Annotated in this window: 23 protein-coding genes and 1 pseudogene; 12 read left to right on the top strand and 12 right to left on the bottom strand. The window is 64.1% G+C overall.

Annotated elements, in window-relative coordinates:
* The first annotated feature begins 9 nt into the window (after positions 1–9).
* Positions 10–639 (top strand): hypothetical protein, encoded by a 630-nt coding sequence (locus VKR55_RS24835; RefSeq protein ID WP_324407489.1) that lies wholly within the window; start codon positions 10–12, stop codon positions 637–639.
* Positions 640–661: 22 nt separating this feature from the next.
* Here VKR55_RS24835 and VKR55_RS24830 read toward each other — a convergent pair whose 3' ends face one another.
* On the bottom strand, positions 662–1,051 hold the full coding sequence (locus VKR55_RS24830; RefSeq protein WP_324407488.1) for a nuclear transport factor 2 family protein: 390 nt from the start codon (positions 1,049–1,051) through the stop codon (positions 662–664).
* A 98-nt stretch (positions 1,052–1,149) separates the two neighbouring features.
* On the opposite strand from VKR55_RS24830, the gene VKR55_RS24825 reads away from it, so the two are divergent.
* Both VKR55_RS24825 and VKR55_RS24820 read left to right on the top strand, forming a co-directional pair.
* A complete protein-coding gene (locus VKR55_RS24825) occupies positions 1,150–1,656 on the top strand; it encodes an Lrp/AsnC family transcriptional regulator (protein ID WP_324407487.1) in 507 nt (168 codons plus the stop codon).
* Between the two features lie 32 nt (positions 1,657–1,688).
* Positions 1,689–2,414 (top strand): dienelactone hydrolase family protein, encoded by a 726-nt coding sequence (locus tag VKR55_RS24820; RefSeq protein WP_324407485.1) that lies wholly within the window; start codon positions 1,689–1,691, stop codon positions 2,412–2,414.
* Between the two features lie 237 nt (positions 2,415–2,651).
* Here the strand turns inward: VKR55_RS24820 and VKR55_RS24815 are convergent, their stop codons facing one another.
* From VKR55_RS24815 to bla, 5 genes are all read right to left on the bottom strand, one after another.
* Positions 2,652–3,059 carry a DUF4864 domain-containing protein gene (locus tag VKR55_RS24815; RefSeq protein ID WP_324407484.1) on the bottom strand — a complete coding sequence of 136 codons (408 nt, stop codon included), beginning with the start codon at positions 3,057–3,059 and terminating at the stop codon, positions 2,652–2,654.
* A gap of 114 nt (positions 3,060–3,173) precedes the next feature.
* Positions 3,174–4,766 carry a gamma-glutamyltransferase gene (locus tag VKR55_RS24810; protein WP_414642443.1) on the bottom strand — a complete coding sequence of 531 codons (1,593 nt, stop codon included), beginning with the start codon at positions 4,764–4,766 and terminating at the stop codon, positions 3,174–3,176.
* Positions 4,767–4,857: 91 nt separating this feature from the next.
* On the bottom strand, positions 4,858–5,724 hold the full coding sequence (locus tag VKR55_RS24805; RefSeq protein ID WP_324407483.1) for an enoyl-CoA hydratase-related protein: 867 nt from the start codon (positions 5,722–5,724) through the stop codon (positions 4,858–4,860).
* A complete protein-coding gene (locus VKR55_RS24800) occupies positions 5,721–6,500 on the bottom strand; it encodes a 2-keto-4-pentenoate hydratase (RefSeq protein WP_324407482.1) in 780 nt (259 codons plus the stop codon). Before VKR55_RS24800 ends, VKR55_RS24805 begins: the two co-directional genes overlap by 4 nt.
* Before the next feature lie 73 nt (positions 6,501–6,573).
* Positions 6,574–7,455, bottom strand: coding sequence for a class A beta-lactamase (bla, locus tag VKR55_RS24795; RefSeq protein WP_324407480.1), 882 nt, complete (start codon positions 7,453–7,455; stop codon positions 6,574–6,576).
* Positions 7,456–7,526: 71 nt separating this feature from the next.
* On the opposite strand from bla, the gene VKR55_RS24790 reads away from it, so the two are divergent.
* Both VKR55_RS24790 and VKR55_RS24785 read left to right on the top strand, forming a co-directional pair.
* A complete protein-coding gene (locus tag VKR55_RS24790; protein ID WP_324407479.1) occupies positions 7,527–8,030 on the top strand; it encodes a hypothetical protein in 504 nt (167 codons plus the stop codon).
* A 188-nt stretch (positions 8,031–8,218) separates the two neighbouring features.
* Positions 8,219–9,379 (top strand): caspase family protein, encoded by a 1,161-nt coding sequence (locus VKR55_RS24785; RefSeq protein WP_324407478.1) that lies wholly within the window; start codon positions 8,219–8,221, stop codon positions 9,377–9,379.
* A gap of 9 nt (positions 9,380–9,388) precedes the next feature.
* Here VKR55_RS24785 and VKR55_RS24780 read toward each other — a convergent pair whose 3' ends face one another.
* Both VKR55_RS24780 and VKR55_RS24775 read right to left on the bottom strand, forming a co-directional pair.
* On the bottom strand, positions 9,389–10,171 hold the full coding sequence (locus VKR55_RS24780) for an alpha/beta fold hydrolase (protein WP_324407477.1): 783 nt from the start codon (positions 10,169–10,171) through the stop codon (positions 9,389–9,391).
* A gap of 3 nt (positions 10,172–10,174) precedes the next feature.
* Positions 10,175–11,470, bottom strand: coding sequence for an O-acetylhomoserine aminocarboxypropyltransferase (locus VKR55_RS24775; protein WP_324407476.1), 1,296 nt, complete (start codon positions 11,468–11,470; stop codon positions 10,175–10,177).
* Between the two features lie 238 nt (positions 11,471–11,708).
* On the opposite strand from VKR55_RS24775, the gene VKR55_RS24770 reads away from it, so the two are divergent.
* From VKR55_RS24770 to VKR55_RS24755, 4 genes are all read left to right on the top strand, one after another.
* On the top strand, positions 11,709–12,710 hold the full coding sequence (locus VKR55_RS24770; RefSeq protein WP_324407475.1) for an NrtA/SsuA/CpmA family ABC transporter substrate-binding protein: 1,002 nt from the start codon (positions 11,709–11,711) through the stop codon (positions 12,708–12,710).
* A gap of 109 nt (positions 12,711–12,819) precedes the next feature.
* Entirely contained in the window at positions 12,820–13,650 is an 831-nt protein-coding gene (locus VKR55_RS24765) for an ABC transporter permease (RefSeq protein ID WP_324407474.1), read from the top strand.
* Complete coding sequence (locus VKR55_RS24760) at positions 13,650–14,513, top strand: ABC transporter ATP-binding protein (RefSeq protein WP_414642441.1); 864 nt, start codon at positions 13,650–13,652, stop codon at positions 14,511–14,513. The genes VKR55_RS24765 and VKR55_RS24760 overlap by 1 nt, the downstream gene beginning before the upstream one ends.
* A gap of 188 nt (positions 14,514–14,701) precedes the next feature.
* The gene (locus VKR55_RS24755; protein WP_324407471.1) at positions 14,702–15,427 is read left to right on the top strand and encodes a Crp/Fnr family transcriptional regulator; all 726 of its coding nucleotides are present in this window, start codon (positions 14,702–14,704) and stop codon (positions 15,425–15,427) included.
* An 11-nt stretch (positions 15,428–15,438) separates the two neighbouring features.
* Here the strand turns inward: VKR55_RS24755 and atzF are convergent, their stop codons facing one another.
* Positions 15,439–16,839: an allophanate hydrolase gene (gene atzF, locus VKR55_RS24750; protein WP_324407470.1), complete on the bottom strand. Its 1,401-nt coding sequence runs from the start codon at positions 16,837–16,839 to the stop codon at positions 15,439–15,441.
* A 949-nt stretch (positions 16,840–17,788) separates the two neighbouring features.
* On the opposite strand from atzF, the gene VKR55_RS24745 reads away from it, so the two are divergent.
* The 3 genes from VKR55_RS24745 (at position 17,789) to upp (ending at position 21,132) form a co-directional block, all read left to right on the top strand.
* Entirely contained in the window at positions 17,789–19,045 is a 1,257-nt protein-coding gene (locus VKR55_RS24745; protein WP_324407469.1) for a GTP cyclohydrolase II, read from the top strand.
* 198 nt (positions 19,046–19,243) lie between these two features.
* The gene (locus VKR55_RS24740) at positions 19,244–20,482 is read left to right on the top strand and encodes a URC4/urg3 family protein (RefSeq protein WP_324407537.1); all 1,239 of its coding nucleotides are present in this window, start codon (positions 19,244–19,246) and stop codon (positions 20,480–20,482) included.
* 20 nt (positions 20,483–20,502) lie between these two features.
* Positions 20,503–21,132 carry a uracil phosphoribosyltransferase gene (upp, locus tag VKR55_RS24735; protein ID WP_324407468.1) on the top strand — a complete coding sequence of 210 codons (630 nt, stop codon included), beginning with the start codon at positions 20,503–20,505 and terminating at the stop codon, positions 21,130–21,132.
* Here the strand turns inward: upp and VKR55_RS24730 are convergent, their stop codons facing one another.
* The 3 genes and pseudogenes from VKR55_RS24730 to VKR55_RS24720 all read right to left on the bottom strand — a co-directional run bounded on the left by VKR55_RS24730 (position 21,133) and on the right by VKR55_RS24720 (position 23,747).
* Positions 21,133–21,546, bottom strand: a complete 414-nt coding sequence (locus tag VKR55_RS24730) for a Rieske (2Fe-2S) protein (RefSeq protein ID WP_324407467.1) — start codon at positions 21,544–21,546, stop codon at positions 21,133–21,135.
* Positions 21,543–22,644 (bottom strand): annotated as a pseudogene (locus VKR55_RS24725) (amidohydrolase family protein). The gene VKR55_RS24730 and the pseudogene VKR55_RS24725 overlap by 4 nt, the downstream one beginning before the upstream one ends.
* The gene (locus tag VKR55_RS24720; RefSeq protein WP_324407465.1) at positions 22,641–23,747 is read right to left on the bottom strand and encodes an amidohydrolase family protein; all 1,107 of its coding nucleotides are present in this window, start codon (positions 23,745–23,747) and stop codon (positions 22,641–22,643) included. The pseudogene VKR55_RS24725 and the gene VKR55_RS24720 overlap by 4 nt, the downstream one beginning before the upstream one ends.
* Positions 23,748–23,763: the final 16 nt, after the last annotated feature.

Here is a 23,763-nt window from a genome sequence, read left to right as displayed (position 1 = left end):
GAGATCATGATGCGCAGTGCACTCCTGCCCGCGGCACTCGTTGCGTTGCTTGGGTTGATCGTCGATGCGAGGCCGCTTTCCGCTCAGTTTGCGCAACCCCAATGGGCTGCCCCGCAACCTCCATGGGCTGCCCCCATGCCACCCGCACAAGCAGCACCCGCGCAAACGACGGTACCATCAGTCGAAAGGGCCAGGACAGCCAGGACAGCCGCGAGGACCGCAGAGAGGACAGCCATTCGCCGTGCTCGCCCGGCGCACAAGAAGCGGCAGGCGGTTCGTTTGCCGCCAAATCTGCGGAAGCTTGCCGAAAGGGACGGATACAAGCGGCTCAGCGACCTCGTGAACTTCCCCAAGTTCTTTCCCGGCCTGGGTATCCTCTTTGTCAAACCCGACACTTTGCCGTTGGGGCCTTTCCTGTGCTTCGATCGCAATGATCGCCTGATCGCGACTCTCTATATGGTCTCGATCAAGGACATTGAAGACCACAAGTCGTTCGAAGCGCCGGCGCCGGCGTTCGCCGCAAAGGTTGACCACATCACCCACTACTTCAACGCCGGGCACCCCGGCATGGACATGCCTCACTACCATGTTGTGCTCTGGCACGTGTCAAAGCAGGAGGAATCGCGCGTCGCGCAATGACGCGTCGAACAGCATCGCGCGGTCAGGCCGCCTCATACTTCCGCTCGACATGGAATGATTTCGCGGTGATGCGCCAGGCGCCGTCGATCCGATGCCAGGAAAGATAGTCCAGATATTGCTGGGTATCGATGCGGACCCGGACCTTGACGATGGCCTGCGTCGGCGAGGCGAAGTCAACCAGCAACACCTCCTGCAGCCGCGGCGCATGCTTCGATTGCGGCGAAGGCCGCGAGGCGAGGCTGTTGCGGTAATCCGCAGCGCCGATGAGACGCAACTTGCCATCGCGAAGCCCGTGTAGTTGCGCGCTCGGCGCAAACACCTGGTCGAAGCGCGAGACGTCGTTGTCATACATCAGCGCGAAATAGCGCTCGACGGCTTCAAGAAGAGGCTCGGCGTTTGGATTTTCGTTCATGAATTTCACTCCTTTTGCGTCGTGACCATCCCACAAAGGGGTGAGGCAGGTCCTTGCGAAATGCGCTAATCTGGCTGCTTCGGACGCAATAATGTGCCTTGCCGAACCCAACGGAATTCCTCTTATGCCAAAAATGCGAGCTGGACGCGATCGACCGGCGCATCGTCACCGAGTTGCAGACCAATGCCCGGCTCAGCAATATCGAGCTTGCCGAGAAGATCGGGCTGTCGCCGTCGCCTTGCCTGCGCCGCGTGAGAAGGCTGGAGCGCGAGGGCTATATCGACGGTTATCGCGCTTCGCTCCAGCGCAGCCGCATCGGTCTCGGCTTCTCGGTGTTCGTCGGCGTCAAGATCAACGGCCATGCCAACGCGGAGGCGTTGCGGTTCGAGAGCGCTGTGATCGCGATGCCGGAAGTGGTCGCCTGTCACATGGTCTCGGGCGAGGCCGACTATTTCCTCGAAGTCGTCGTGCCCGAGCTTGAGGATTATCAGCGCTTCCTGGTCGACAAGCTGCTCAATCTCCCGATCGTGCGCGAGGTCAAGAGCAACATCGCGATCCAGACGCTGAAGGCCGGCGCGCCGCTGCCGTTGTCGCATCTCGGATGATCGGCCCGACGCTCGCGCAAAAGGATACGGCCATGAACAGGACAGCGCTTGACCATCGCGACGGGGCCGTGGACCTCAGGGGCATTCTGGTCAGCGACGATATGCGTAGCGGCCGGCGGCCAGGCCTCGTTCTGTTCCCCGATGCTCGGGGCATCAATAGTCACGCGCTGGAATGCGCAGACCGGCTGGCCGCGCTCGGTTTTGCCGTTCTGGTTGCCGATCTCTATGGCGGCGGGATCACCGCGCGCGATATCGTCCACGCGCGCGAGTTGATGGGCGCGCTGCGTTCGGATGTCACGCGCTGGCGAGCGCGCGCGGAGGCGGCGCGCCAGGCGCTGGTTCAGCAAGGCATTGTCGATCCCGCGCGGGTCGCTGCGATCGGCTATTGTTTCGGCGGCACGACGGCGCTGGAGCTTGGCCGCAGCGGCGCGCCGCTCGCGGCGCTGGTCACGTTTCACGGCGGCCTCGCAAGCCCCCGGCCCGAAGATGCGCGCAACATCAGAGCCAGGGTGCTGGTCTGTCACGGCGCGGCCGATGTGCTGGTGCCGATGACAGTGCTCGCGAGCTTCCAGGAGGAGATGAGCAAGACCAACGTTGACTGGCAGGTCCACGTCTATGGCAGCGCGGCGCACGGCTTCACCAACGCGGAGCTCGATCGCGACCCGCTGCCCGGCCACGCCTATCATCGTGGCGCCGAGCAGCGCTCTTGGGCCGCGATGCTTCGCCTGTTCGATGAGACCTTCGGCGCGATCGGGTAAGGCATGGTGAGATGGAGTTGAACTGGAGCGCATCGGAGTCTCACCTCTCCCATCGGGAGAGGTCGATTTGCGCAAGCAAATCGGGTGAGGGGTTACGGTCTATCGATGGCGCCGCGGCCCCTCACCCGGATTGCACTGGACGATGCTTCGCATCGCCAGGAGCAATCCGACCTCTCCCCGCCGGGGAGAGGTGAACTGAATTCGCGGCGACGATCTCAATCAAAGCCTCATCACACTCTAGACGGCCTCACCCGCCTTCAGCAGCGTGCAGCCGGTGATCTTGAAGCTGCCGTCGTCCTGCCGCTCCAGCGTGTAGAGCGCGTCCCAGGCTTCGCCATTGGCGTCGATGATGTGGACGCGCTGCGCGACGAAGCCTCCCTCGTTGCGCGCTTCGCCGAACTCAAAGCTCCGGTGACGATAGACCGGCGCGTAGGCGCTTTGCACCATGGCCATGAAGACGTCGGGGCGCGGAAACCGTTCGCGGATCGCCGGTGCCGCATAGGAATAGGCGGCTGCGGCATCGTCGCGCGCAAATGCCTGTTCCTGCGAGCGGATCACGCTTTGTGCGGCCGCGACGTCGTCTGCGGCAATCGCGGGTGCCGTGAAGGCTGAAATGGCAAGCAGCAGAAGCGCAATGACACGCATGGGCGGCGCCGGTCGTAAGGGCGGATCGCTGAAGCTACGAAGGTTATCCCTCCGCGGTTTCAGCGACAATCTTGGACGTGGCCGACTGCTCGAACCGTTGCCGCGCGGTTACTGTCACGCCTTCTCCGTCACAGCGTCGCCCCAGGGCTGGAAGGTCTCGGTCGCGCCGGAATTGGTGTCGCCATGGCGCAGCACCACGCTCGGGATTGCGAACTTGCCGGGCACGGTTTGCACGCGGGCCTCCTCATAGTCGAAGCGCGTGTGCAGCGCCTCGCGCACATCGGCCGGCAGGCGCACGTCGCCGATCACGATGTCGCCTTCGCTCGCATCGATGCGCGGCTGATGAATCGCGACATCGAGGTCCATGCCGAAATCCATCACAAAGGAGAGGATCTGCATTACCGAAGGCATGATGCGCCGGCCGCCGGAGGCGCCGAGCGCGAGCCACCTGCCGTCGCCGGTTTCCGCCACGACCGGCGTATAGTTGCACAGGCAGCGCTTGCCGGGCGCAAGCGAATTGGTCGTGCCTTGCATCGGATCGAACCACATGATGCCGTTGTTCATGGTGATGCCGGTCTGTGGCGTCACGAATTTCGAGCCGAAGCCCGACAGCAGCGTCTGCGTCACCGCCGCCATGTTGCCGTGGCGGTCGACCACCGAATAATGCGTGGTGCAGGCGGGTGCGAGATATTCGGCGCCAAGCGCGCGCCGTCCTTCGGCATCGCCCATGCCCTTCAGCCGCTCGCGATAGGCCGCCCGGACAGCCTCGGCATAGGCGGTGTACGCCGCGGCGTCGGGCGCTCGGCCACCCCTGAAGTTTTGCTGCAACAGCCGCAGCGCATGGGCGAGCGTCGGCCCCGCCGTCAGCTCCGGCGTCGCAAACACCGCGCCGCCGCGATAGGGAATTTTCAACGGCTCGCGGAGTTGCGCGCGGAACGCCGCGAGGTCGCTGACGGAGAGTGCGCCGCCGGCGCCCTCCACCTCGGCCGCGATGCTCCTCGCCAGATCGCCTTCGTAGAAATCGCGCGCGCCGCTCGCGGCGAGCTGCTCGATGGTCGCTTTCAGCGGGTCCTGCGGCAGCCGCACGTCGGAGCGGGTGCCCCATTGCGGGTTGGGCGGCAGACCATTGACGAGATAGGCCGCGGCGCTTGCGTCATAGCGCCTGAGATCGGCGGCGGCGGCTGAGATCATCAGCGTCGTCCACCAGTCAACCAGCAGGCCTTCGCCCGCAAGCTTCGCGGCCGGCGCCAGCAGGTCACGCCATTCGAGCTTCGCGTAGCGGCGATGCGCTTCGTCGAGGCCTGCGACCACGCCCGGCACGGCGATCGAGCCCGGGCCGTGCAAATTGCGGTCGTCTTTCACCCGCGCCCAGGGAAAAATGTCGGACGCAACGCCTTCGACGATCGGATAGTCTTCCACGCGCAGGCTCTGCGGCGCACGCATGCCGTAGTCGATCACCTCGACCGTGTTCTGGTGAGCGCGGTAGAGCACCATCGCGCCGCCGCCGCCCATGCCGTTCATCCACGGCTCCAAAACGCCGAGCGCAAAGCCGGTCGCAACCACTGCATCGATGCAATCGCCGCCGTCGGCCAGCACCGCCGCGCCGATTTCGGCCGCGCGTCGCGATTGCGCCGCCACGATGCCGCCTTTCGAGCTGACGGCGGGTTTTCGGAAGGTTTGGAAATTCGAGAAGCGATCGGAGATCATTTTCTTATGGTTACCTCGGGCGTTTCGCGGGCTTACACTCAAGCGAGCTTCGCCGAAAACATCAAGGGCTCGTGGTCGCTTGCCGGATCGCCTACGCCTTCGCCGTGCCCCACCACGGGTATTGGCTTGGCATGTCCTCAGAAACCTTTCCGGGAAAGGCCGGCGGGCGCTTTTCGAGGAAGGCCTGAACGCCCTCGCGGACGTCGGCATGCGCGCCGCGCTCGATCGATATCGGCTTGTCGATCGCGAGCAAGCCGAACGGATCGGGCGCGCCCGCAAATCGCCACAGCATCTGCCGCGTCAGTGCGACTGCAACGGCCGAGGTTTCCGCCGTCATTTCGCGCGCGATTTCCCTTGCACGGTCGAGCAGGTGTTCGGGCTCGACGACTTCGCTCACGAGGCCGCCGCGCCCGGCTTCATCGGCATCGAACACGCGCCCCGACAGGCACCAGCGCAGCGACTGCGGCAGTCCGACGAGCTTCGGCAGGAACCATGCGCTGCCCGCTTCCGGCACCAGCCCGCGGCGGGCAAAGATGAAGCCGATTTTTGCACCCTTTGCCGCGATGCGGATATCCATCGGCAGCGTCATGGTGATGCCGACGCCGACCGCCGCGCCATTGATGGCCGCGATCGACGGCTTCCGGCAGTTGAAGATCGCCTCGACAAAACGGCTGCCGCCGGCGTTTCCGCCCGCGAACACGCCGGCGCCGTGCTTGCCCGACCTATCGAAGCTGGTAGCGCCGCCGGAGACGTCGGCGCCGGCGCAGAAGGCGCGGCCGGCGCCGGTGACGATGACGGCGCGTATCGCATCGTTCTTGTCGGCGCGCTCGAAGGCCTGCGTGATCTCCGCCCCCATCTGCCCGGTGTAGGCGTTGAGCTTGTCGGGACGGTTGAGCGTGACGATGAGAAGGTCGCCGTCGACCTCGCAGGTGATCTGCTGGCTCACGGCGGCGCTCATGTCACGTTCACCTCGACGGCGCCCACGCCTGCGAGCTCGAACCGGTAGCCCGCCGGCTCGATCGGAAACACCGTCTTCATGACGCTGCCGGTCATGACGATCTGGCCCTTGCGCAAGCCGCCGCCGCGGGAGGCGAGGTGCGCGTTGAGCCAGGCGACCGAATTGAAGGGATGGCCGAGGACGTCGCGCCCAAAACCTTCGCCGATCGGCGTGCCGTCCTTGGTGGCCTTGCCGGACACGGCCTCGAGGTCCGGCCAGTTCGCTGCAAATTTCGAGAGCACGACGCCGGCATTCCAGGAATTGTCGGCGACCAGCGAGCGCACGTCGAGCGCGGAATAATCAGCGGCGCGGTCGTCGACGACTTCGACCGCCGCACACACGCCATCGATATGCGGGGCGACCGCCGCCGATGTCGCAACCGACGCCGGCATATCCGACTTGATGCGGACCGCGATCTCGAATTCGAGGCCGAGCCGGCCGTAGTCGCCACGGCGCACGCCCGCGCCCGACGCGTGCTCGCGCCTTGCCAGCACCACGCCGCCGATCGGATGATCGATGCCGCAGAAGACCTGCATGGTCTTCGAGGTGAGGCCGACCTTGTAGCCGATCGTCTCGCCCTCGCTCGCGCGCAGCAACGCGACATAGCGATCCTGGATGTCGTAGGCATCCGCGATCGATACGAGGCCAGAGCCGGCGTCGAGAGTCTTGAACGGAACGCCCGTCTTGTGCTCGTTGAACAGCGCTTCCGCGGCGCGGCGGGCCTTGGCTTCCTCCATCTTCGATCTCCTTTTTTGGGAGATCATAGCGCGGCGTCGGCAAGGGTCAAATGACGCGCCCCCCGCGCGCGTGTCAGCCGAATGCGGTGGCGATGGCGCGCCCGATCGAGGCCGTGATTTCGTTCTGCTCCCCCATCTCCAGCTTGGATCCCGTCAGGTACACCGTGACGATCAAAGGCGGCCGGTCGGCCGGCCAGACGATGGCGACGTCGTTGTTCGTGCCGTTGCGCCCAGCGCCGGTCTTGTCGCCGACGCGCCAGCTTGGCGGCAGGCCTGCACGCAGCCTCGTGTCACCGGTCTTGTTGGCGATGAGCCAGCGCGTGAGCTGATCGCGCGCGGCGGGAGCGAGCGCGTTGCCGAGCAGGAGGGTCTTCATATTCGAGGCCATTGCGTTCGGCGACGTGGTGTCGCGATCATCTCCCGCGACGGCCTCGTTCAGATCGGGCTCAATCCGGTCGAGCCGCGTGACCTTGTCGCCGAGGCTTCGCGCAAAGGCGGTTAGTCCCTTCGGTCCGCCGATTTGCTTCAGCATCAGGTTTCCCGCCGTGTTGTCGCTCAACGTGATGGCGGCTTCACAGATCTCGGCGAGCGACATGCCGTCGCCGCCGACGTGTTTCTCGGTCTCGGGCGAATAGGGGACGAGGTTGGATTTCTCGAACCGCACGCGGCGCTTGAGCCCGGCGAGATCGTCGCCCGCGCTCCTGAGCACGGCTGCGGCCGCGAGCAGCTTGAACGTGCTGCACATTGGAAAGCGCTCCTCGCCCCGGTGCTGAATGAGCGAGCCGTCTTTGGTGTCGAGCACGGCGACGCCGAGGCGGCCGCCGCTCCTGGCTTCGAATTGAGCAAGGTCCTCGACAAACCGCGACGGCGAGGGGGACGCAAACGCGCGGCGGCCCGACAGCATGGCTCCCAGCGCGATGCAGACCGTTGAGTTGAACCGACGTCGCGTGAGCATGATGGACCTCGTCTTGAACGATGCGTCTTCGTGCGCAGCGCCCGGCTGCGATTGACGAACGATTGTTGCTGATGACTGCCATAAGCACGCTCGAAGCGCTTGTGCAACCGAGTGTGCGTAAGCCATTGCGCCTGTCCCAACGCAAGGAACAACCGCTCAAAAATGCTCGAGCCAGGAAACGTCCGGAGCTTGACGCGTTAGCCCCCAAAGCAACCGACCGAGGAGTTCCTATGCGAACATCTATTTTCGCGATCATCGCCGTTGCCGGAAGCGCGATCGCTTTCCCGGCAATGGCGGAACAGCAGCCCCGACCGCAGCAGCAGGCCGCACCGAGCGAGCAAACCCCCGCCCAGATGCATCAGGATCAAGATAAGGCGCTCAAGGGTGGCGGGCAAACCAGCCAAACCGGCGCGCAGATGCAACGTGAAGCAGACAGCGGGATCAAGACCCGCAACTCCGGTGAGTCCGGATACGTGGCCTATCAAGACAAGCCGGGCGCTTCTGCCCATCCTCCGGGCCGGCCGGAAAGTGGCCAGACCACGGGTTTGAGCAAGACTTACAATAAGTCCCGCTGACGATCGTCTGTTCTGCGAAGTGGCTGCGCATGGCAAACCCGCCCGCTGCAGCGCGGCTGAGCCAAACATCGACGATCTTGGTCTCGCCTGGCTCGGGTTCAACAATGCTGCGATTTTGATCGGCCATTCCCGTAGCTGCGTCGCCCCGCCTGCTGTAGAAAAAGACGGCAGGTCAGATCGGGGCCAATATGAACCGGCGCAGGTTTATCCAGGGATTGGCCGTCGCGACGGCGCTCACGGGCTTTGCAGCGGCCCGTGCCGCCTCGGGCGACGGCAAGCGCGTGGCGCTCGTTATCGGCAACAGTGCCTACAGGAACGTGCCGGCTTTGCCCAATCCAGCGAACGACGCAACCGACATCGCCGCGGCGCTGACTCGTCTCGGCTTCACGGTTGCTCTCGTCACCAACGCCTCCTTTGACGAGATGCGGCGAGGTCTGATCGCGCTTGGGCATGACGCGGCGGGCGCCGACATGGCGGTTGTGTACTTCGCCGGACACGGAATGGAAATCAGCGGCGAGAACTGGCTGATCCCGATCGATGCGGAGTTGAAGAGGGACACCGACGCGGAGAACGAGGCAGTCAGCCTTCGGAGTGTGATGTTGCAGGTATCGAACACAACGAGCCTCGGCCTCGTGATTCTCGATGCATGCCGCAACAATCCGTTCGCCGTGAGGATGCAGCGATCGCTGGCGTCGCGCGCGGTCGTGAGCGGCGGTCTCGGCCGTATCGAGCCGGTCGGCAATGTACTGGTCGCTTATGCTGCTCGCGACGGCACGACCGCCCTCGACGGCGATGGCAAAAACAGTCCGTTCGCGACGGCGCTGCTGCACAACATCGAAGTTCCGGGCGTAGAGGTCACCTTCATGTTCCGCAACGTCCGGGACGATGTGATGGAGGCAACCGGGAACGAGCAGCAGCCCTTTGTCTACGGTTCGTTGTCGCGCAGGGCCATCTATCTTGCGGGCCCGCCGTCGTCGGCCGACCAGGCGACGACGAAGCAGGCCAATGCGACGCCCGCGGCGCTATCACCGACGGTGCCGGCGCCTCCTCCCGCGGCGATCGATCCCGCGCTGGTTGGGACCTGGGAAATCATGGTGCCAAGCGGTCGGGGGCTGTCGCGCTGGATCTGGCGCATCACGAGCGATGGCACCTACAAATTTCACGCTGAGGGACCGCACGCAGCGCCGGCGCACGAAGGCACAATCACCGCGGTCAATGGCCACTGGTCAATCCACGCAATCAGGGGGCTCGCGGGTTACAGCGACGGCGGCTCCTACGAAGTCCGCGACGCCTCGGCGGTGATTACCGGAAAGCTCGGCACCGGCTACTGGAAGCGGAGCTTGCAGTGAAAGCCCGGCCTAGCCCGCAAGTGCGGCGAGCAACTCATCCGGCCGCTCGGCCATCATCATGTGGCCGGCGCCCGACAACACGACGGTGCGCACGTGCGGCATCGCCGCGGCCAGCGCCTTGCCGGCCTTCGCCGGCGTCATCATGTCCTTCTCGCCGAGGATCAGCGTGGTCGGCACGGTTATCTTGGCGGCAGAAGCGAGCGCATCCGCATAGGAATTGCACGCGGTGAGATCGGAGAACAGGACGCCGGGCGCGCAAGTCTGCAGCACGCGCTGGGCGCCGCCATGCATCCACAGTCCCGGCGCGAGGCTGCCGCCGATCTCGGCGTCGAAGCCCAGGCCCCAGATCGAGACCATGTCGATCGCGGCGTGGTCGTTTGCTTCGGCCGCCTTCAACAGGTCGGGGCCGACCGTCATGGTTGCCGCCGTGCCGATCAGGCCGAGCGCCGACACTTTTGCCGGATGCCGCGCCGCCGTCTCCAGCGCGATCAGCGAGCCCATGGAATGGCCGATCAGATGCGCCTTCGAAGCGCCCGCTGCATCGAGCAGCGCTGCAATCCAGTCAGCCATCTCGGCAATGGTTTTGAGCGCCGGCCCGCTCGAGCGGCCGTGGCCGGGCAGGTCGGGCGCCAGCACTGTAAAACCGTGATGGGCGAACCAGCGGCTGTGCAGCGCCCAGGTCGAATGATCGAAGCCAGCGCCATGGATCAGCGCGACGGCGGGGAGCGACTTGTCGAACTCGCGGCCGCCGGTCGCCGCAAACACGTCCTTGTCGTTGACGATGAGGTTCATGGCTTACACCCTCTGCGAGGCGCGTAGCGCCGAGCCGAGATCATCGGTGATGTCGGCCGCCGCCTCGATGCCGACCGAGAGCCGCACCAGCTCCTCGCCGATCCCTGCGGTTTTCAACTGCTCAGCGTCCATCTGCTGATGCGTGGTGCTGGCTGGATGGATCACCAGCGTCTTGGCGTCGCCGACATTGGCGAGATGGCTGATCATCTTCAGGGACTCGATGAACTTGCGCCCCGCCGTGCGGCCGCCCTTGATGCCGAACGAGATGATCGAGCCCGCGCCGCGCGGCAACAGCCGCTTGGCGAGCGCATAATCCGGATGGCTGTCGAGCGCGGGATGCAGCACCCATTCGACGGCCTTGTTGGCTTTCAGGAAATCCAGCACGAATAGCGTATTCTGCATGTGACGATCCATGCGCACCGGCAGCGTCTCGATGCCCTGCAGAAGCTGGAACGCATTGGTCGGCGACAGGCAGGCGCCGAAATCGCGCAAACCTTCGGTGCGCGCGCGCATGATGAAGGCGGCAGGCCCGAACTGCTCGTCAAAGACGATGCCGTGATAGCCGGCATAGGGCTCGGTCAGTTGCGGAAATTTTTGCGAACCGCGCCAGTCGAAATGGCCGGCATCGACGATGGCGCCGCCGATCGCGATGCCATGGCCGCCGAGCCATTTGGTGACGGAATGCATGACGATGTCGGCGCCATGATCGGCCGGGCGCGAGAGATACGGCGTTGCAAAGGTGTTGTCGATCAAGAGCGGGATTTTTGCGTCATGCGCGATCGCAGCCACCGCCGGGATATCGAGCACTTCGAGGCCGGGATTGCCGATAGTCTCGGCGATCACGAGCCGCGTGTTCGGCTTGATCGAGGCGCGGAACGCGGCGAGGTCGCGCGGCTTCACGAAGGTCGTGGTGATGCCAAAGCGCGGCAGCGTGTGCGCGAGCAGGTTGATGGTGCCGCCATAGAGCGAGGATGACGCCACGATATGATCGCCGGCGTTGAGCAGCGTCGCGATCGCCAGATGCATCGCCGCCATGCCGCTCGCGGTCGCGATCGCGCCGACGCCATTCTCCAGCGCCGCAAGCCGCTCCTCCAGCACCGCCGTGGTCGGGTTGGAGATGCGGGTATAGATGTGGCCGGCGCGCTCCAGGTTGAACAGCGCGGCTGCATGATCCGAATCCTGGAACACGTAGGACGTGGTCTGATAGATCGGCACCGCGCGGGCGCCGGTTACGGGATCCGGATGCTGGCCGGCATGCAGGCTCAGCGTTTCAAACGCAGGTGGCTTGGGCGCGGGCATGATTGACTCGGTGGATAGCAGGGGCGCGGGAGGACTGTTCTGCCACAAAGGGGCAGGCGCGTCAGCCTCCTCGCACATGGAAACGGCAGTCACCGCGCGACCTTGCCCAGTTTCTGACTTGACAGGCTTTTTTCTGCGCAAATTTTGGCCAATGCAGCGGGTTGTCGATTAATTGCTTCACTCGAGACCGCGTTAGGGCGACGCTCGACCCCACGATCCTGAACGCGGGGTTTCGATCATGCAGCCGATCAAGACAATTCGCCTGGGTTTGGCGGCAGTCAGCATTGCCATCCCGTTCATGACACTTGGGATCGAACGCGCCGCCGCCGAAGAATTACTCAAGGCTCGCTTGGCGCAAAATCTCTCGCCGATCTCGGGGTTGACGATCATCGCCCAGGCCAGGGGCATCTTCGCCAAACACGGTCTCGATATCGCGGTTTCGAACTTCACGACCGGCAAGCAGTGCCTGGACACCGTGCTTGGGGGCGGGGCTGACATCGCGACCACCGCGGAGTCTCCGGTGACCGCAGCCGCCATGGCGCACCAGCCGATCGCTTTTGTGGCGGGAATGGAATACTCGGATTTGAAAACGATGACTGCGGCCCGCGCTGGAATCAAATCGGCGGCGGACCTGAAGGGTAAGCGGCTTGCCTTCACCGCTGGCACCGGCAGCGAAGTCTATACGTCGGTTCTCCTGAAGTCGGCTGGTTTGACCATCAACGACGTCACGCTCGTCAATCTTCGCCCTCAGGAAATGCTTCCCGCTATGTCCGCCGGCAGCATCGACGCGTTCAACACCTGGGAGCCGCACATCGCCAACGCGAAGAAAGCCCTGGGCGAAGCCGCCGCTCAGCTCGACACGCGCGGGCTCTACTCCGAAACCTTCAACATCGTCGTGACAAAATCCTATCTCGACGCGAATGGGGTGCTCGTCGGGAAATTTCTCGCCTCCATCATCGAAGCCGAGTCGTGGTTGAAGGCTCATCCCGACAAGGCGATCGATACTGTCGCCTCGGCGGTTGGCATGAAGACCGACGAACTGGCGCCGATCTGGTCCGACTACGTCTTTCACGTGCGGATTGACGACAAGCTCTTGAGCATCCTGAAAACCCATGCGGCGTGGCGGCTCGAGACGGGAAATCACCCCCCTGGCGCTGAGATGCCTGATTTCGGTACGGTGCTCGCGGTCGAGCCGCTCAAAGCGCTGGATGCCAGCAGGGTCACGGTCACGCTGCACTGACACATGGCCAACGTGCGGTCATCTTCCGAGGAGGGATGATGCGCAAACGAGGAGTCAAGGCAAGATGACGTTGCATTCTGAAATCATCGCGCCTTAGCTGGGGTTGCCAATGCAAAGCGAGGACGCTGCAGCGAGCGCAATTCAGGTTAGTGAGACTGATGCCTGGTCGCGCAAGCAGCGGCGCGCCAGCGGCCTTGCGCGGTTGAACGTACTGTTGGGCGCGCTCTCGCTCCCCGTTTTCATCGGGCTGTGGGAACTGGTCGCGAGGTTCGCCGCAGTCAACACCGTGCTGTTTCCGCCGCCGTCGGTCGTGTCCGTTGCCATATTCGAATGGGTGCAAAGTGGCCAATTTTTCTGGGATCTGCTCGCAAGCCTCTATCGTGTGGGTACCGGCTTTGTGATCGGCGCCGTCGCCGGTATTGCGCTCGGCATTTTGACCGGGCAGTTTCGCCTGGTCTCGAGCTTTCTATCGCCGCTGTTTCACATCCTTCGGCCGATTCCGCCGATCGCCTTCGTGCCGATCGTGATTCTCTGGTTCGGCTTGTCGGAGGCGGGAAAGCTTTTCCTCGTCGTCTGGGGCGTCTTCTTCACGGTCTGGCTCGCGACCCATATCGGCGTGCAGAAGGTCGATCGCGGTCTTGTGCGCGCGGCCTTGATGCTCGGCACCTCGCGCCGCCAGATGCTGCAGGAAATCGTGCTGCTTGGAGCGCTCCCCTACATTGTCGTCGGGCTCCGTACGGCGGTCAGCATCTCCTTCTATACGCTGGTGGCAGCCGAGCTGGCGGGGGCCTTCTCCGGGCTGTTCTACCGGATCGAGATCGCGCAACAAAACATGCAGACTGGTCAGGTTATGGGGGGACTGGTGGCGCTGGGACTCTTGTCTTTCCTTGCCGACCGCTTGTTTGCCGCCATCGTCGAGCGCGCCGTGTGGTGGCGATAGTGCAGAACCCGCTTCGTTCCAGGCCACCGCTCCGACTGGCCAGCGCAGAGCCTTCATCGGCCGCTGAGGCTGAGGCGACGATTCGCGTTCATAACCTCAGCATCGTTTTCGATACGCCGCGAGGGCAGGTGATCGCGGTCGACCGGATCTCGTTCAACGTGTCGCAGGGCGAGTTCGTCTCGATCGTCGGGCCCTCCGGTTGCGGCAAGTCGACCGTCCTCAATACTCTGGCCGGTCTGGAGACGCCCTTTGAGGGAGAGGTGCTGGTCGACGGCAGGCCCCTGACATCACCGAGGCCGGAAATCGGAATGGTCTTCCAGCAACCACATCTGTTTCCGTGGAAGTCGGTGCGGAAGAACATCGCCCATGGGCCGCGCGCCCGAGGCAAATCGGCCGCCGAGGCGCGGCAAATAGCCGACGGTCTGATCGAAATGATCGGCCTCACAAAGTTCGCCGCCGCATACCCTCACACGCTTTCCGGCGGTATGCAGCAACGCGTCGCGATCGCGAGGGCGCTTGCCAATCAGCCACGGGTGCTGCTCATGGACGAGCCGTTCGGAGCTCTGGATGCGCAGACGCGGGCCGTCATGCAGGATAATCTTCTGGAACTCCGTGGCCGGATCAACGCAACGGTCGTGTTCGTGACGCATGACATTGATGAGGCCATCCTGCTGTCCGATCGCGTCGTGATCATGAGCGCGGGCCCCGGTCGGATCCTGCGCGATCTCAGGATCGACCTGCCGCGTCCGCGATCAAATGCCATCCTGACCGAGGCGGGCTATCTCGCGCTGAAGAAGGAGTGCCTGGACCTGATCCGTGCCGAAGGCCTCAGGGCCTTCAACCAGATGGGTGAGGCTGGATAGGAAGAGCTGCTGGTCTAAAGCGCGATGATTTGAGGATGAATCGTCATCGCGCTTTAGCTCTTTGTTTGCGCATGATCTTTTCGGAAAACCGCTGCACACTTTTCCGGATCATGCGTTGGGCTCGTCGGTTACGTCATGCTGGCACGACTTTTGAATGAACTGCCTTATCCCATCAGGGAGAAAGGCAGATGGCGGTCCCAAATCCGAACCCCGCGGCGGGTGTGATGCTGGCGGAATCCGACACCCTGGTTCGGCCGCTGCCGGGCTTGCTCGATCAGCTCAGCGAATCCGACCGCGCCCGCGTTGTCGCGATCGGGCGGGCGGAAACGCCGCAAGTCGGCGAGCATGTATGGCAGCAGGGCGACCCGCAGGCCGGCATCTACCTGATCGAATCGGGGCGCATCCGCAGCTACTACGCCGCGCCCTCGGGACGGGAAGTGACGCTCGCCTACTGGTTCGCTGGAAACTTTGTCGGGGGTCCGGACCTGTTCGGATCGGGTCCGCACATGTGGTCTTCGGTGGCTGTCGAGCGCAGTGCGCTGATTTTTTTGCCCGGACCGGCGCTCCGAAGCCTGGCCCTGGCCTCGCCGACCATAGCCGTCGCCCTGCTCGACGCGCTTGCGTTCAAGGCGCGCTGCTATTCGGCGATGGCTCAGATGCTGGGCACGCGTTCGGTCACGGAGCGATTGCAGCGCCTTCTCATCTTGCTGTCCAACATCTACGGTTCGAAAGAGGGGCGCGAAATCGTGATCGGCATACCTTTCACTCATGGCGACCTCGCCAATCTGATCGGCGCCACCCGCCAATGGGTTACCGTGCAGCTCTCGCGCATGCAGGAGAGAGGCATCATACGATACGACCGCGGCCTGATCTCGATCTCCAACTTGCGCGCGCTGGATCTGGAAATCGTATAGTCGGGACGATTTCAATGCGCGGCGCTCGCCTCGCGGGACGTTGTGGCGTAAGCCTTCAGGCCGAACATGGCGCCGCGCTGATCCGGTAACAGGCGCTCCGCGAAATCCAGAAGGGCCATGTCGTGCCAGGCCGCTGCCAGCAACGTGATGCCCATTGGCATGCCATTGGCGAGCGTTCCGTTCGGGATGGCCAGCCCACAGAGGTCGAGCAGGTTGGCGAAATAGGAGTAGTAGCCGAGCTGGTTGTTCAGGACGATCGGGTTCTCCGCCATCTCTGAAAAAGTGAACGGACGCGGAGCGGTCGGGACCGCCAGGATGTCCATTGTTGCGAACTGTGATTGCACCTGCCGGCGCAGACGCAGCAGTCGATGTTGGGCGGCGAACGCATCATTGGCAGTAAAGCGCTCGGCCGACACCAGCACGTCTCGGGTGACATCCAGCAAGCCGCCCTTGTCGATATCGATCAGCTTGCTGACGGCCGAGTATCGTTCGGCGATCCATGGTCCGGAAAACAGCATTTCGCCCGCTTCCGCGAACGGGGTGAAGTCGATTTCGCAGGCTTTCCCGCCGAGCCGGGCGAGCCGCTCGCAAGCCTTCTCGTACAGATCGTCGCATTCGCCCACCCCGAAGGATTTCAGCTCAGCTCGCGACAGGCGGCCGAAACAGAATCGCTTCGGCAGCGGTGCTGCCTCCGTCGGCTGTGGCCGGCTGTAAGGATCCGTCTCATCGTATCCTTCGATGATTGCGAGGATTTGCCTGCCGTCGGCAATCGAATTGCAAAAGATCGACACGCAGTCGAGCGTGGGGCAATTCGGCACCAGGCCGCGCGATGACACCCTGCCAAGGGTCGGCTTGATGCCGATGATGCCGTTGAAGCCGGCTGGGATACGTCCCGAGCCGCCCGTATCCGTTCCAAGCGAGAATGCAACGTGCCCGGCGGCGACCGTGACCGCGGAGCCCGAGCTTGAACCTCCCGAGATATAGCGCGCGTCCGCGACGCTCGCGCAAGCACCGTAAGGGGAGCGGACGCCGGAAAGGCCGGTGGCGAACTGGTCGAGATTCACCTTGCCGAGACAGACCGCTCCTGCCGCAACCAGGCGTTCGACGCATTGTGCGGATTGCTGCGGCACATAGCCGAATTCGGGACAGGCGGCCGTGGTCGGCATTCCCTGAACGTCGATATTGTCCTTGACGCTGAATGGCACGCCGAGCAGCGGAAGGGCGATGCCACTGGCTGCATCGCGGCAAAGCGACCGAAGCTGTATCAGGACCTCTTCCTTCGGCCGCACATGGATCCAGCACTGCCGTTCGCGCTCGCTATCGATGCGCTGGTAGGCAGATTCGAGCATCGCGGAGAGTTCTGCGAATGTTGAAACGGCCGGCGTCCTTGCTGCGGCAGAAGTCTGAGTCACCGATGCGCTCCGAGGTAAAACACGGTTGAAGCGAGCTTGCGCGAAGGCGGCCGGCCTTTGAAGCAATTAAGCGCTTCCCGACCACGGCAAGATGCCGGCAGTTGCGGTTGATTTCGCCCAGGAGGAGGCGATCGGCTCGGTCGTGACCAGATGACCCGCCCGCAAATGCCACGGGGTCGCAATATCGCCCGCGCGAAAAGTCGAATTTCCCGAGATCGTTCAATCTGATTTGGCCTGTCCAGTCCCTTACGCAAAAATATTTTGCTTCCGGTTTTCAGAAAAATATGATTGTCTGCGCACATCCTGATTCCATCAGGGGCGTATCGCGATCGTCACGGACGTGGGGTGCGGGATGCGATGGACGCCTTGGCCGCGCGAGACGAACGCGGCTGGAGCGGACGGCGAAAACGTGTGGTCCTGGCACCCCGACGCTGGTGTCAAGTTCGCGGGACGAATCCGCGGATGACGGGGGCTATCAAGCCCGGTACCCCGGGGAGAGCGCGTTATAAGCCGTAAACCATTGCGCAGGGAATGCCGGACTGTTTCGGCTGCCCTGTTGTTGCTTGCGTGCGTAAGTGCACTTTCTTTGCACGCAAGGCTCGCGGGTGCGGCCTGCACCCGGCATTCCCTGCGCCCTCTGAATTTTCGAGGGCCGACGTTGATGCACCACTCGGGTGTCGAGCCGCGAGAACGCGGAGGCGCGTATGCTCGTCATTGCGAGGAGGCGGAAAGGCCACCCATCGTGAGACGGCTGTAGTCCCGGCGTCCGTCGCGCCCTGGAAATTCGCCGAAAGAGTCATAAATAGTGCAGCGCAACATCGCTCCGATTTGCTATATTGATGAGCACCTAATCAGGCGGGATCGTCCCGCCAGCCTTAATGAAAGTGTAACAGGCCCGTCGGACCGGCGGGCCGTTGCCGTTTTGGGACCACTTCGAGACCCTGACACGATGAGCCGCTCGAACCGAACCGATCATATCCGCCTCACCTCGCATCCTGAGCCTGGCGGCAAGCCTGCTTTCCCGATCCAGTGGGGCGCGCCGGACGCGCGCGCGCGCGGACCGATCATCGGCACGGTGTCGCGACCGGCCGATCGCAACGTGATCGGCAGTCATGGCGGCTCGTATGCGGTCTATCGCGCGCTTGCGGTCTCCGCAGGCGCGCTCGATCCGTTCCGCCGGCCCGATCTCACCAACACCTTTCCGGCCGCGACCATCGGCCCATTCCCGCAATGGAGCGAAGCGGGCCGCATTGTCGCCCTCGACCCCTGGGGCCATCTGGTCGCAGAGAATTTCGGCAAGGAGATTGCGGAGGGCGCCGACATCCGCCCGAGCATCGCGGTGACGCGCGCGCGGCTCGATCTGCCGGAGATCCGATCCGCCATTCTCGCCAAGCGGCTCAAGCCTGATGGCGATGTCGTGCACGAGAACGGCAGCCTCTCGGTGGTGAAGGTGGCGATCGATCCGGTCTGGTATTTGCCCGGCGTCGCCGCGCGTTTCGGCACGACCGAGACGAGCCTGCGCCGCACGCTGTTCGAGCAGACAGCGGGCATGTTCCCGGAGCTTGTGACGCGGCCGGACATGCAGGTGTTTCTGCCGCCGATCGGCGGCACCACCGTCTATCTCTTCGGCGACGTCACCAAGCTGCCGGATCATCGCACCAAGATTACCTGCCGCGTGCATGACGAGTGCAACGGCTCGGATGTGTTCGGCTCCGACATCTGCACCTGCCGACCGTATCTCATCCACGGCATCGAGGAATGCGCGGCCGGCGCGCAGGCCGGCGGGCTTGGCCTCATCGTCTACAACCGCAAGGAGGGCCGCGCGCTCGGCGAGGTGACAAAGTTCCTGGTCTACAATGCGCGCAAGCGCCAGGAGGAGGGCGACGCCGCGGCCGCCTATTTCGAGCGCACCGAATGTGTCGCCGGCGTGCAGGACGCGCGCTTCCAGCAATTGATGCCGGATGTGATCCACTGGCTCGGGCTGCGTCGCATCGACCGCTTCCTGTCGATGAGCGACATGAAGTATGACGCGCTGACGGGCCAAGGCATCGACATCGTCGAGCGCGTGCCGATCCCGGACGACCTGATCCCGGCCGACGCACATGTCGAGATCGCCGCAAAGAAGGCCGCCGGCTATTTCTCGATCGAGCCGCAGCCGACCGATGGCCTGACCGACACCGTCGGCCGTTCGCTGGAGAAGTATTGAGTTGAATCGATCTGCTACCGCGCTCTCGGCCCACCTCTCCCCTTGTGGGAGAGGTCGGATCGCATCGCAAGATGCGATCCGGGTGAGGGGTTGCGCTCTCTCGTGGGACCTGCGGCCCCTCACCCGGCGCTTCGCGCCGACCTCTCCCCAAAGGGGAGAGGTTAGTAACCGCATTTGGTTGTAGATGACGTGACGGCGATGGTGGCGGCGACGGAACGCGACGCGCTTGCGCTGCTCTCGGCGCAGGCGGTGCGCGAGCGCGCTCACATGATGCTCGACATCGGCCTGCGCGATGGGCTGACGCATTTTCGCGTCGATCTCAATCGCATGGATGCGGCCGCGGCCGCCGTGCTCGCGACCATTCACAAGAACTATCCGTCGCTGCAAATTCCCTTCCACGCACGATGGCGGCATTTTGCGATTGACGGCGAGGATCGCTGGGCTCGCATCGCCGATGGCGTGAAATGGCCCGATCCCGCCGCGCGGGCGCGCGCGGAATTCGATCTCGCCATCGTCAGCGTGCTGCTCGATGCCGGCGCAGGTGCGCCCTGGCGCTATCGTGATTCCGCGAGCGGCAAGGCGATCGGCCGCTCGGAAGGTCTCGCGATCGCGAGCCTCGATATGTTTGCGAGCGGCGCGTTCTCCGGCGACGCGCGCGATCCGTATCGGGTGGATGCGGAGAAGCTCGCCCAATTTTCGGTCGCCGCACTTGAGCGCGGCTTTCAGGCCAGCACCGAAAATCCGCTGGTCGGCCTCGAGGGCCGCGCCGATCTCTTGCGTCGGCTTGGCGCGCTCGTCGCTGGGCGCAGGCAGATTTTTGGAAGCAGCGATACGCCCCGTCCGGGCGGACTGTTCGATCATATCGCTGCGCGCGCACATAACGGCGCGATCGCTGCACCCGTCACATTGCACGAAGGGCTGCTGCAGCTCGGCGCGATCTGGCCTTCGCGGCTCACGCTCGCCGACATTCCACTCGGCGATTGCTGGAAGCATCCGGCGATCAAGACAGACGATGCAACCAGCGGCCTCGTCCCCCTGCACAAGCTGTCGCAATGGCTGAGCTATTCGCTGATCGAGCCGATGCAGCGCGGCGGCCTGACGGTGACCGACATCGACGGCCTCACCGGCCTTGCCGAGTATCGCAATGGCGGCCTGTTCGTCGATCTCGGTGTGCTCGCGCTTCGCGATGCTGCGGATGCCGAGCGCTTGCACGAAGTCGATTCCATCCTGGTGGTGGAGTGGCGCGCGCTGACAGTGGCGCTCCTGGATCGGCTCGCCGACATCATTCGCGCCCGGCTCAAGCGCGACGCGACGTCGCTGCCGCTTGCAAGCCTGCTCGAAGGCGGCACCTGGGCTGCGGGCCGCGCGGCCGCCTATGAACGCCGCGCCGACGGCTCGCCGCCGGTCAGAATTATTAGCGACGGCACTGTGTTTTAGAGCATGAGGAGGTTTACGCCATGGACGGCGTCACCATCGTCGATCATCCGCTGGTCCAGCACAAGCTGACGCTGATCCGCGACAAGTCGATCTCGACCAAATCCTTTCGCGAGCTGTTGAAGGAGATCGGGATGCTGCTGTGCTACGAGGTGACGCGCGATTTGCCGCTCGCCGAGGTCGTGATCGAGACGCCGATGGCCAAGATGCAGTCGGCCAAGATCGCCGGCAAGAAGCTCGTGTTCGTGCCGGTGCTGCGCGCCGGCGTCACCTTCGTCGACGGCATGATGGATCTGGTGCCGACTGCGCGTGTCGCGCATATCGGGCTTTACCGCGAGCCGCAGACGTTTTCGGCCGTCGAATATTTCTTCAAATCGCCGTCCGACCTCTCCGAGCGGCTCGCGATCGTGGTGGCGCCGGTGGTTGCGACCGCCAACACGGCGGTCGCCGCGATCGACCGGCTGAAGGAGCGCGGTGCAAAGGAGATTCGTCTCGTCTGCCTCATTGCCGCGCCCGAAGGGCTCGAGCGCGTGCGGGGCCTGCATGACGACGTGCCAGTCTGGACCGCGGCCGTCGATGACGGCCTCGATGCGCAAGGTTTCATCCTGCCGGGCCTCGGCGATGCCGGCGACCGCGCCTACGGCACGCGGTGATCAGAGATCGACGACGATATAGGCGTCCTCGACCTCGACCGGATATCGCTCGGCGACATAGGGCCCCATGACGAGATCGGAGCCGGCCTCGCGCTTGACCTCGACATTGCGCAGGCGGGTGCGGCGCGGATCGCACCAGGACTGGCCCGTCGCCATCTCGAATTCCCAGCCATGCCAGGGGCAGCGCAAGAATTCGCCGCGTCGCTCCAGCCGATAATCGCCGGGACCCGACGATTGGCTGAGCCCGACGATCAGGCCAGAGCAGATCGCCGCTCCCCCATGCGGGCAGCGGTTGTGAAACGCATGCAGGCGCCCATCGACGTTGAAGACGCCGATCTCTCGCCCGCCGATGGTGACGAGCTTGCGCGTTCCCGGCGGCAGCTCGGCCGCCGGACAAACCACGTGGCGGCTCATTGGAAGCGGTACAATGCCAGGGCATTGTCCCTGAAGATCTTGCGGCGCTGCTCCTCCGTCATCGGGAATTTGAACGAGAAGCTCGGATTGTCGTAATCCCAATGCGGATAATCGGAGGAATAGAGCAACCGGTCCCAGCCGATCCAATCGATGATCTCGACGATGTGCCGCGATTGCGGCGGCTCCTCGATCGGCTGCGTCGTCCACCAGATGTTCTGGCGCAGATAGTCCGAGGGCCGCCGCTTCAGGTGTGGAACCTCCTTGCGGAATTTCTCGAAATGCTGGTCCATGCGCCATGCAAGCGCGGGGGCCCAGGCAAAGCCGCCCTCAACCAGCACGACCTTCAAGTTCGGGAAGCGCTCGAACACGCCCTCGATGATCAAGCTGGCGGCAAGTGCCTCCATGCACGCCACGAACACATAGTGTTCCTGCAAATAGAAGGTCGGCCAGCCGGAGCCCGTGGAGGGATGGCCGCCATTGTAGCCGATCGGATGCAGGCCGATCGGCAGGCCCGCGCGCTCGGCGGCTTCAAAGATCGGCCAATAGCGCCGATTGCCGAGCGGATCGGTCGGCCGCGTCGACAGCATGATCTGCACATAGCGCCGGTCAGGCGCACAACGCTCGATCTCGGAGACGGCGGTTTCCGGAAATTCCTGCGGCACGACGATGCCGGCGCGCAGCCGCGGCTCCTGCCGCACCCAGTGGTCGATCTGCCAGTCATTGGTGGCGCGCGAGAGCGCCGCCGCAAAGTCGGGATTGCGCTCCTCCATTCCGCCCTTGCTCAGCGCCATCAGGAGGCCGAACTCGACATTGACCGGATCGAGGTGCTGCCTGCGCAAAAGCTCGAGATCGGATCCGGGAGGCCCGCCGCTGGAGGGACGGGAATCCGCCCGCATGCCGGCCGCCATCATGCGCGGATGCATCTGTGTGCTGGTCAGCCGCCTGCCGCACATGAACGCCGTGGGTTTGCAGATGCTCGCGCCAGCGCGGCTCGAGATAGGGCAACAATTCATCCGGCGTGCGATGGGCGGGATGGATATCGCAATCGACGACCGCAAGGGCCTGCGTGGCTTTCTGTTCGATGAAGGGAGCATTCATCGCACGGCCTCCTTTGCAGTCCGGGAAATCGCATCGGCTGGCGCCTGCGCGAGGCGAGGGTACGTCGCCAGCGCATTCTCGATAAGAATCTTCGTCAGTGCGGATTCAGGCAGCCCATCCGGCAGGACCTCGTCGCTCTCGAACTGCCAATGCGGATAGTCGGTCGAGAACAACAGCACTGCGTCCGTGCCGATGTGATCCAGCGTCTGCACCACGGCGGAGGCGTCCGGCGCGTCGAACGGGGCGATGGAAAATCTGAGGTGATCGCGGATGATGTCCGACGGCCAGCGATCGACCCAGGGCACTTCGGTCCGCGCGCCGCGCCACGTCTTGTCGGTGCGCCACATTGTCACCGGCAGCCAGCTCACGCCCGATTCCAGCATGACCATTTTCAGCGCGGGGAAGCGGCGGAACACGCCTTCGCTGACGAGGCTGATGGTCTGGTTCGCGAAAGCCTGCGCCTGTGCCACGTAGTCTTCGAACTGGTACGAGGGCCAGCCCACGATGGTCGGTGCGTAGCGATAGGTAGAGCCCGCATGCACGCCGATGACGAGCCCGTAATGCTCGGCGGCCTCGTAGACGGGAAACAATTCGCGCCGCCCGAGCAGCCGCTCACCCATCGCCGGCAGCATCACCTGCACGAAACGCCGGTCCTGCGCGAGCCGCTCGATCTCCTTGACGGCCTGCACCGGGTCCTGCGGCGTCACCAGAATCGAGCCGCGCAGCCGCGGTTCGCGATCGAGCCATTCGGTCTTGAGCCAGTCGTTGACGGCACGGCAGAGCGCCGCTGCCATATCGTCATTGAAGAGCGCAACAGAGCCGTGGAGCACGTTGGCGATGCCGAACCGAAGGCCGAAGGCATCGAGCAACTGCGCGCGCAAGCGATCGAGGTCATCCGGCCCGTCCTTCACGGGGCGCCAATCCTTGCGCGTCGAGATCGGCGCATTCGGCGGATAGCTCGTCATGGCGAACGACATGCGATCGATCGCGCGGTTGGTGATGTGGTCGCGCCAGTATTCGTCGAGGTAAGGCAGGAGCTGCGCGACCGTCGGGGCAGTTGGATGCAGGTCACAATCGATGGCGCCGGCGAACGGCATCTTCATGGGGGCACTCCGTTGC

It is taken from the genome of Bradyrhizobium sp., from assembly GCF_035309285.1.
Classification (GTDB): domain Bacteria; phylum Pseudomonadota; class Alphaproteobacteria; order Rhizobiales; family Xanthobacteraceae; genus Bradyrhizobium.
Note: the sequence above shows the minus strand (reverse complement) of the source record. Positions and strands in the feature narration are given on the sequence as shown.

What these genes read in the sequence shown, in the direction of transcription:
- VKR55_RS24815 (WP_324407484.1), bottom strand. Translation starts at nt 3,059, where the DNA reads ATGCGTGTCATTGCGCTTCTGCTGCTTGCCATTTCAGCCTTCACGGCA.
- VKR55_RS24775 (WP_324407476.1), bottom strand. Translation starts at nt 11,470, where the DNA reads ATGCCCGCGCCCAAGCCACCTGCGTTTGAAACGCTGAGCCTGCATGCC.
- VKR55_RS24810 (WP_414642443.1), bottom strand. Translation starts at nt 4,766, where the DNA reads ATGATCTCCGATCGCTTCTCGAATTTCCAAACCTTCCGAAAACCCGCC.
- VKR55_RS24745 (WP_324407469.1), top strand. Translation starts at nt 17,789, where the DNA reads ATGAGCCGCTCGAACCGAACCGATCATATCCGCCTCACCTCGCATCCT.
- VKR55_RS24780 (WP_324407477.1), bottom strand. Translation starts at nt 10,171, where the DNA reads ATGAACCTCATCGTCAACGACAAGGACGTGTTTGCGGCGACCGGCGGC.
- VKR55_RS24765 (WP_324407474.1), top strand. Translation starts at nt 12,820, where the DNA reads ATGCAAAGCGAGGACGCTGCAGCGAGCGCAATTCAGGTTAGTGAGACT.
- bla (WP_324407480.1), bottom strand. Translation starts at nt 7,455, where the DNA reads ATGCTCACGCGACGTCGGTTCAACTCAACGGTCTGCATCGCGCTGGGA.
- VKR55_RS24770 (WP_324407475.1), top strand. Translation starts at nt 11,709, where the DNA reads ATGCAGCCGATCAAGACAATTCGCCTGGGTTTGGCGGCAGTCAGCATT.
- VKR55_RS24800 (WP_324407482.1), bottom strand. Translation starts at nt 6,500, where the DNA reads ATGGAGGAAGCCAAGGCCCGCCGCGCCGCGGAAGCGCTGTTCAACGAG.
- VKR55_RS24820 (WP_324407485.1), top strand. Translation starts at nt 1,689, where the DNA reads ATGAACAGGACAGCGCTTGACCATCGCGACGGGGCCGTGGACCTCAGG.
- VKR55_RS24740 (WP_324407537.1), top strand. Translation starts at nt 19,244, where the DNA reads ATGGTGGCGGCGACGGAACGCGACGCGCTTGCGCTGCTCTCGGCGCAG.
- VKR55_RS24720 (WP_324407465.1), bottom strand. Translation starts at nt 23,747, where the DNA reads ATGAAGATGCCGTTCGCCGGCGCCATCGATTGTGACCTGCATCCAACT.
- VKR55_RS24805 (WP_324407483.1), bottom strand. Translation starts at nt 5,724, where the DNA reads ATGAGCGCCGCCGTGAGCCAGCAGATCACCTGCGAGGTCGACGGCGAC.
- VKR55_RS24835 (WP_324407489.1), top strand. Translation starts at nt 10, where the DNA reads ATGCGCAGTGCACTCCTGCCCGCGGCACTCGTTGCGTTGCTTGGGTTG.
- VKR55_RS24730 (WP_324407467.1), bottom strand. Translation starts at nt 21,546, where the DNA reads ATGAGCCGCCACGTGGTTTGTCCGGCGGCCGAGCTGCCGCCGGGAACG.
- VKR55_RS24785 (WP_324407478.1), top strand. Translation starts at nt 8,219, where the DNA reads ATGAACCGGCGCAGGTTTATCCAGGGATTGGCCGTCGCGACGGCGCTC.
- VKR55_RS24790 (WP_324407479.1), top strand. Translation starts at nt 7,527, where the DNA reads ATGACTGCCATAAGCACGCTCGAAGCGCTTGTGCAACCGAGTGTGCGT.
- VKR55_RS24830 (WP_324407488.1), bottom strand. Translation starts at nt 1,051, where the DNA reads ATGAACGAAAATCCAAACGCCGAGCCTCTTCTTGAAGCCGTCGAGCGC.
- VKR55_RS24755 (WP_324407471.1), top strand. Translation starts at nt 14,702, where the DNA reads ATGGCGGTCCCAAATCCGAACCCCGCGGCGGGTGTGATGCTGGCGGAA.
- upp (WP_324407468.1), top strand. Translation starts at nt 20,503, where the DNA reads ATGGACGGCGTCACCATCGTCGATCATCCGCTGGTCCAGCACAAGCTG.